This is a genomic window from Sphingomonas sp., assembly GCF_031372575.1.
Lineage (GTDB): Bacteria > Pseudomonadota > Alphaproteobacteria > Sphingomonadales > Sphingomonadaceae > Sphingomicrobium.
On record NZ_JANMLM010000065.1, the window covers coordinates 1 to 7,420 of the forward strand.

Genomic DNA, 7,420 nt, shown 5'->3' on the forward strand with positions numbered 1-7,420 from the left:
GGCTCGCCGCGCTTGGCGTCATTGTCCATCACCAGGGAGACATGTTCGAGGAACGCGCCGAGCGTCTCATATTCCTCCATCGCGCGGGTCAGTTCGGTCAGATTCTCGAGCCGGCCGGCGGATTCGGCGCTGCGCTCGGCCTGGAGGACGGCGGTGTAGCCGGATTCGTCGAGGATGATGCGGGCGAGCTCGGCGTGGGGGAGGTTGGGAGTTGAAGAACTCCCTCCGTCAGCTTGCGCTGACACCTCCCCCGTTAAAGCGAGGGAGGAACTTTTGAGCATGTTCCGCCATCTGGCGATGTCGCCGATGAAGCGGGCGAGGGAGCGGCGGGCCTGCGGGGTGAGTTCGTCGCTGTCGACCATTTGTGCGGCGGCGAGGAGCAAGGGCTGACCGGTGGCGCGGGCGAACTGGTGGATGTTGGCCACCGCTTTGTCGCCTAGGCCGCGTTTCGGCACGTTGACGATGCGGTCGAAGGCGAGATCGTCGGATGGCTGCGCGACGAGGCGCAGGTAAGCCAGCGCATCGCGGATCTCGGCGCGTTCGTAGAAGCGGAAGCCGCCGACGATCTGGTAGGCGAGGCCGATCGAGATGAAGCGTTCCTCAAACTCGCGTGTTTGGAATTGCGCGCGGACGAGGATTGCGGTGTCATCGAGGCTGCCGTCCTTCCGTACATGGGCCTCAATCTCCTCGCCGACGCGGCGGGCTTCCTCGGGGCCGTCCCACACGCCGATCACCTTGACCGGATCGCCGTCATTGCGTGTCGTCCACAGGGTCTTGCCGAGACGGCCCGAGTTGTTGGCGATGAGCCCAGTGGCGGCGCCGAGGATGTGCGGGGTCGAACGGTAATTCTGTTCGAGGCGGATCACTGCCGCGCCGGGGAAGTCTTGCTCGAAGCGCAGGATGTTGGCGACCTCCGCGCCGCGCCAGCTGTAGATCGACTGGTCGTCATCGCCGACGCAGCAGATGTTGCGGCGCGGCTCGGCGAGCAGTTTGAGCCAGTCATATTGCGAGGCGTTGGTGTCCTGATATTCGTCGACGAGGATGTAGCGGAAGCGGTCGCGATAGGCTTCGAGCACGTCGGGGTGGGTGCGAAAGATGACCAACATGTGGAGCAACAAATCGCCGAAGTCGCACGCGTTGAGCGTCTTCAAGCGGGCCTGATAGGCGGCATAAAATTCGGCACCGCGTCCGGCGGCATAGCCTTCGGATTCGGATGCCGAGATTTGCGCCGGGGTCCAGCCCCGGTTCTTCCAGCGGTCGATCAGCCCGGCAAGCTGCCGCGCGGGCCAGCGCTTCTCGTCGAGACTGGCGGCGGTGATCAATTGCTTGAGCAGGCGGAGCTGATCGTCGGTGTCGAGGATGGTGAAGTTGGATTGCAGTCCGACCAGCTCGGCATGGACGCGCAGCATCCGCGCGGCGACGCTGTGGAAGGTGCCGAGCCAGGGCATCGATTCGATCGCCCCGCCGGAAATGGCGCTGATCCGCTCCTTCATTTCGCGCGCCGCCTTGTTGGTGAAGGTGACGGCGAGGATCTGGCTCGGCCAGGCGCGGCGGGTGGCGATCAGGTGGGCGAGGCGCGCGGTCAGCGCGGCGGTCTTTCCGGTACCCGCACCGGCGAGCATCAGGACCGGCCCCTCGGTCGTCATCACGGCTTCGCGCTGCGGCGGGTTGAGGCCGGCAAGATAGGCGGGTTCGCCAGCGGAGTCGGGCGTGAGAGCAAGGGATTCGGGCACTCAGAAGCGGTAGGCAAAGTGGAACAGAAGGGCAACCACGGCAAAGCGAGACTTATCCGCGATATCCCCGTTATCCACAGGCTTGGAGGTGCAGATTCCGCTTTGCGCGACTCGGAATCGTGCGCATATTCCGCTGGTGATCGGGACGAAAGTCCCAGCCTCTCCGGATAGTCGGCAACGGCGGTAAGTTGAGGACGGGACGGAAGGTCCGATCTCCGCCGGCAGGCGATGGATGCGAGATACGAAGCAGAACTGCCCCTCGGGGCGATGACGCAGCGGATCTCAAAACCGGACCAGTCGGCAAGAGGCGCCGGAAGAGTTGGTTCCGCGCTTTGCGAGGGCGGTTTCCCCCCCAGGGAGACAGGCCGCGCGAAGGGGACCAGCCCAAGAAGGGCCGCGGAAGATCAGGACGCCAAAGCCTTCGGGCCGAAGCGAAGCGCTTTCGAAGAAGCAGAGCATCTTTCGGGATGGGACGCGGAAACGAGAGGGTGAGGATCCTTGGATCCATCCGGATGGGAAGCGACGCCTGAGCTGGTGAGTCAGGATCACGAAGTGGGGGGCCCTCGGGTTCGCCGCCAAGCGAACACCGGCAAATCCATACTCGGCGCATGTGGGGGCTGGCAGCAATGCCGGCCCCCATTTCTGTCCGTGGGTGGTTTGACCCTCAGCCTGCTGGTTCAATTCTATGATTGCGCGGCCCCGGATTGTGGCCATGATCAGGTGATGACCGACCACACCACGCCTAACCTGCCGTCGCGCGATTTTTCCGCGACGGCGGCATTTTATGGCGGCCTCGGTTTTGTCGAAGGCTGGCGCGATGGCGGCTGGATGATCCTGACGCGCGGGAGTGCGACGCTGGAATTCTTCCCCTATCCCGGCCTCGATCCGCTGACCAGTTCGTTCGGATGCTGCCTTCGGCTCGACAATCTCGACGCATTTTATGCGGTGGCGGCACTGGCCGGCATCGCCGAACAACGGCACGGTCAGCCGCGCCTCCACCCGCCGACGGTCGAACAATCGGGGATGCGGATCGCCTATCTGATCGATCCCGATGGGACGTTGGTGCGACTGATTCAGAATTAGTGGATGCAATGTTGGCGTGACCGCTTGCCCGGCGCGGGGTATTGGGGGGCCGACCCAAGGAGATGTCTTCATGCGCCGCATCCCGATCGCACTTGCCGCTTGTTCGTTGGTAACCGCCCCAACCGCCGCCATCGCGCAGCAGGCCGGGGCGCTGATCGTGGCTGATCCGGTGGTCGATACGCCCGGCGGGATGCAGGCGTGGCGGGTCAAATATTGGACGACCGACGGTGCGGGGCGGCCGCGCGAGGCAACCGGGATGGTGGTCGCTCCGCGCGAGGCGATCCCGCCGCAGCCGCGGCCGGTGCTGGCCTGGACTCATGGGACATGGGGCGTGGCAAGCCGCTGCGCGCCGTCGCTGAGCAAGGATTTCTGGAGTGTCACCGCCGGGCTCGATGCGGTGAGAAATGGTTATGTCGTGGTCGCGCCCGATTATCCGGGATTGGGGAGCGCGGGGATGCATCCATTCCTGGTCGGCGCGGACACGGCGCGATCGGTGATCGACGGAGTGCGGGCGGCGCGGCAGATACCGGGTGCGGCGGCGGGCGGTCGCTATGCGGTGTGGGGCGAGTCGCAAGGTGGGCACGCGGCGCTGTGGACCGCGCAGGAGGCGCGTCGCTATGCGCCCGATGTGGCTTTGGTCGGCGCGGCGGCAGCGGCACCGCCGACCCAATTGGAACAGAATCTCCGGCTGACCTCGAACCGCGCGCTGAAGAGCTTCTTCACCGCCTACATCGGGCACAGCTGGGCAAGCCATTATCGTGCGCCGATGGCGAGTTTTGGCAATCGCCAGACGCAGGGGATCATGAATCGGTTGGCGCAAAATAATTGCATCAGCCTCAACATGAAGCCGAAGCTCGGCATGATCCTCGGTATTTCGGCGCTCAACAGCCGGCTCAAGAATATCGACATCGGGCGGATCGAGCCGTGGGCCACGCTGGCGCGGCGCAATAGCCCGACGACGGCGAACATCGGCGTGCCATTGCTGATCGCGCAAAATGCCAAGGATGATCTGGTCGCGCCATCGGTCACGGCGGCGCATGTTCGAGCGCTTTGCCGGTCGGGCAATCGGGTGCGGACGATCGCGATAGCGGGCGAAGGGCATGCGACCAGCGCCAAGGACAGCGCGGCGGCGACGCTGGCATGGATCGCCGATCGCTTCGCCGGCAAACCCTCCCCGAGTGATTGCGGCCGCAGTTGATCGGCCCGTTTTTCGCGCATCTCGCGACCCGCGTGGCGTCGGCGGCAGGGCGACCGGCGGCGTTTGTCATAGCGTTGTCGATCATCATCATCTGGGGCGTGACGGGACCGTTGTTCGGCTGGTCCGACACCTGGCAATTGGTGATCAATACCGGGACGACGATCGTCACCTTCCTGATGGTGTTCCTGATTCAGAATGCGCAGAATCGCGACGCGGCGGCGATTCAGGCCAAGCTCGATGAAGTGATCCGGGCGATCGAAGGCGCGCGCAATGAATTCATCGGAATCGAGCATCTGACCGAGGATGACCTCGACCAGATCCGCGGCGACATTGAGGCGGAGTTTGGCGAGAAAAGCGTCCGCACCAAAGCGCTCGAGCGGTTGATCAGCCGACGATGATGGTGGTGCTCATGCCGAGCATCGAATGGCCGAACTTGCTGCAATGGACCTTATAGGTGCCGCGCGTCGGGATCAGGTCGATGATCCTACTCTTGCCCGCGCCAACCGAGATTTCGCCATTCGGTGCGCGGCCCGAGAGGATGCGCGATGAGCGGAAGAATTCACGAGCCGTGAAATCGTGGTTCTTGCCCGCGCTGTTGACCAGGATCAGCCGCACCGGAACCCCGCCCGGGATGTAGATCGGGCCGGGGCTGAAGCGATAGCTGGTCAAGGTGATGGTCGCGCTGGCGACGGGCGGCGCGGCAGGGGCGGGCGCGATCAAAGCGACAGCTAGCAAGGGCGCGAGCAGCAAGCGGTTCATCGGCATACTCCCTTCGGGTTGGGGGCGCAGTGTCGGCTTGCACAACCATCGACGCAAGTGCTTCTATTGGAATGCATCATTTCGGGGGCGAGTCGAACCTGCGGTGATCGCGCTTTTCGGGGGGAGAGTGACATGGCGCTGACACGGCGGAAATTGCTTGGCGAACTGGGCCTGCTGAGCGGGGCGGGGGTGAGTCTGGCGGCGTTGCAGTCGCTCGGGATCGAATCGCCGGCATCGGCCAAGGCGACGCAATTTGGTCTTCCCAAAGGAAGCGGCGCAGGCAAGCGCGTGGTCGTGCTTGGCGCGGGCATTGCCGGATTGGTGGCGGCGTATGAGCTGCGCAAGGCGGGCTACGCAGTGACCGTGATCGAAGCGCGCAATCGGTTCGGCGGGCGAGTGTGGACGATCCGCGGTAGGGAGCAGGTCGCCCAGATCGACCGACCGTTGCAACAGGCAAACTTTGGACAGGGGCAATATTTCAATGCTGGTCCGGCGCGCTTGCCGAGCACCCATCACGTCATTCTTGGCTATGCCCAGCGGCTTGGGGTGCCGTTGGAGGTGTTCGTCAATTCGAACCAGTCGGCAGGGTGGGATTTTGCCGGGCGTGTCGAACCGCAGCGGCGGATGATCAATGACATTCGCGGACTGGTCGGCGAGATGCTGGCCAAGGCGATCGACGGCCATTCCCTCGACAGCGCCATGCCGACCAAGGAGCTGAAGGATTTTCGCGAATTCCTTGGGGCCTATTCGGGCCTCGACAAGAAGGGTGCCTATGCCGCCACCATCAGCTCAGGCTTTGCCAACTGGCCCGGCGCTTATGACCGTCCACCAAGCGCGGTGGGCCGATTGACGATGCGCCAGTTGCTGCCCAGTCGCGCCATCGGCCTGCCGTATTTCTTCGAGCAGATCATGGATATGCAGGCGACCATGATGCAGCCGGTCGGGGGTATGGACCGGATTGCCCATGCATTGTTTGAGCAGGTCAAATCGTCGGTCGTGCTCGGCACTCCAGTCAGTGCGATTCGGCGCGAGGGTGACAAGGTGCGGATCGAGCATAAGGGAGGCGTGACCCGCGCCGATTATTGCGTCTGCACCTTGCCGGCGCCGGTGCTGGCGCGGATCCCGAGCGACTTTTCGCCAGCCAAGAAGGCGGCGCTCAAGGGCGTGGAATATCTCAAGAGCGCGAAAGTCGCGTTCGAAGCGCCGCGTTTCTGGGAGCGCGACGACCATATTTATGGCGGGCTGGCGTGGACCGACCGGCTCAACGAAAATGTGATCTATCCGTCGCACGGTTTTCATTCGCCGCGCGGAGTGATCATCGGCGCCTATGTCGCGGGCTGGACCCATGACGATACGCCCGAGGCGTTCGTGCAGCTGCCGATTGCCGAGCAGATCAGGATCAGCGCCGGATCGATCGAGGCGTTGCACCCCGGCCGGTCGCGCGAGCTGCGGTCGCCGCTGGCGATCAACTGGGGCCAAGTCCGGTATAGCGAAGGCGTGGGCGCGGTCGGCCGCGATTTCGGCGAGGACAAGCGCGGGCCGGCCTATGACGAATTATGCAAGCCGGAAGGCCCGATCGTCTTCGCTGGCGAGCATCTGAGCTATGTCGGATTGTGGCAGGAGGGTTCGGCCCTGTCAGCACATGAAGCGATCAAGCTGGTGCAGCAAATGGCGGTTGGCCAGACCGTAAGCTGAATCGAAAAGGGCGGCGAGTTTTCACCCGCCGCCCCGTTTTTCGAAAGAGGCGTGGCTTAGCCGAGCATCGATGCCGGCACGTTGCCGCCATTGGCCGCCAGCTGGCGCATGACTTCCTTGTGGAGCCAGATGTTCATCTCGGCACTGCCGTCCTTGTCACCGGTGTACCCCAGTTCATCGGCCAATTGCTGGCGATGATCGAGGCTGGAATCGAGCCCGAGCAACTTCATCAGATCGACGATCGACGATTGATAGTTGAGGTCGGGATTGCCCTTCGCCGCGGACATTTCCTTGAGTACTTGTTCGACATCGACCGGGCCGGCGTCGACCGTAGGCGTTGGTGCAGGGGCCGTCGAGCCGTCCATCCCGGCCGGGATCTGCGGCCGGTCGGCCGGAGCGGGCGTGGCCTTATGCCCGAAAATCGCGTCCTTGATCTTGCTGAAAATGCTCATGATTCAGGCCTCCATGCCGTGCTTGAGTTGACTGATCTGGTCATGTCCCTTGCGCACTGACTGATACGCGCGTTCGACAATCTCGCGACTCTCCGGGGTCAGTTTGTCGTCGGACAGCGCCGCCTCGAACTTCTCCTTGAGATAATCCTCGCCGCGCTCGACTTCGTTGACGATCGCCTTGTCGTCGCGTCCCAATACCGCAGCCTTGAGGTCGAGGAAGGCCTGGTGCGTCTTGCCCAGCACTGTGCCGTCTTCATCGGGAGTGCCGCCGAGCCGGCGCACTTCGCCTGCAAGTTCGCCAGCAACGCGCTCGCGCTCGCCGGCATTGTCGCGAAAGATCTGCTGGAACTGGCTGCCCTCGGCATGTTCGGCAGCCTCGCGATAGCCGTTGACGCTGTCGTTGAGAGTCGAGGTAAGGGTTTTAAGGATCGTCGTGTTGTCGTCGGTGCCTAACATGCGCTTTCTCCTGATAAGCGTTACAGATGCCATCCAAACGCGCG

8 protein-coding genes are annotated in these 7,420 nt (G+C 63.6%); 4 read left to right on the plus strand and 4 right to left on the minus strand.

The genetic code is table 11. From position 1 onward, the window contains the following. A partial coding sequence (locus RMN73_RS06245; protein ID WP_405051543.1) for an ATP-dependent helicase occupies positions 1–1,646 on the minus strand: 1,646 nt, incomplete at its 3' end. Between the two features lie 810 nt (positions 1,647–2,456). Between RMN73_RS06245 and RMN73_RS06250 the strand changes: the two genes are divergently transcribed. The 3 genes from RMN73_RS06250 to RMN73_RS06260 all read left to right on the plus strand — a co-directional run bounded on the left by RMN73_RS06250 (position 2,457) and on the right by RMN73_RS06260 (position 4,412). Continuing rightward, positions 2,457–2,816: a bleomycin resistance protein gene (locus RMN73_RS06250; RefSeq protein ID WP_309602462.1), complete on the plus strand. Its 360-nt coding sequence runs from the start codon at positions 2,457–2,459 to the stop codon at positions 2,814–2,816. Between the two features lie 70 nt (positions 2,817–2,886). Further along, complete coding sequence (locus tag RMN73_RS06255) at positions 2,887–4,014, plus strand: alpha/beta fold hydrolase (protein WP_309602463.1); 1,128 nt, start codon at positions 2,887–2,889, stop codon at positions 4,012–4,014. Continuing rightward, the gene (locus RMN73_RS06260) at positions 4,014–4,412 is read left to right on the plus strand and encodes a low affinity iron permease family protein (protein WP_309602468.1); all 399 of its coding nucleotides are present in this window, start codon (positions 4,014–4,016) and stop codon (positions 4,410–4,412) included. The genes RMN73_RS06255 and RMN73_RS06260 overlap by 1 nt, the downstream gene beginning before the upstream one ends. Here the strand turns inward: RMN73_RS06260 and RMN73_RS06265 are convergent. Continuing rightward, complete coding sequence (locus RMN73_RS06265; RefSeq protein WP_309602464.1) at positions 4,399–4,773, minus strand: cupredoxin domain-containing protein; 375 nt, start codon at positions 4,771–4,773, stop codon at positions 4,399–4,401. The two genes, RMN73_RS06260 and RMN73_RS06265, sit on opposite strands and share 14 nt — an antisense overlap. A gap of 132 nt (positions 4,774–4,905) precedes the next feature. Between RMN73_RS06265 and RMN73_RS06270 the strand changes: the two genes are divergently transcribed. Next, entirely contained in the window at positions 4,906–6,468 is a 1,563-nt protein-coding gene (locus RMN73_RS06270; protein WP_309602465.1) for an FAD-dependent oxidoreductase, read from the plus strand. A 56-nt stretch (positions 6,469–6,524) separates the two neighbouring features. Here the strand turns inward: RMN73_RS06270 and RMN73_RS06275 are convergent, their stop codons facing one another. Both RMN73_RS06275 and RMN73_RS06280 read right to left on the minus strand, forming a co-directional pair. Continuing rightward, positions 6,525–6,920, minus strand: coding sequence for a DUF3597 domain-containing protein (locus RMN73_RS06275; protein WP_309602466.1), 396 nt, complete (start codon positions 6,918–6,920; stop codon positions 6,525–6,527). Positions 6,921–6,923: 3 nt separating this feature from the next. Then, positions 6,924–7,376, minus strand: coding sequence for a PA2169 family four-helix-bundle protein (locus tag RMN73_RS06280; protein ID WP_309602467.1), 453 nt, complete (start codon positions 7,374–7,376; stop codon positions 6,924–6,926). Positions 7,377–7,420 lie beyond the last annotated feature (44 nt).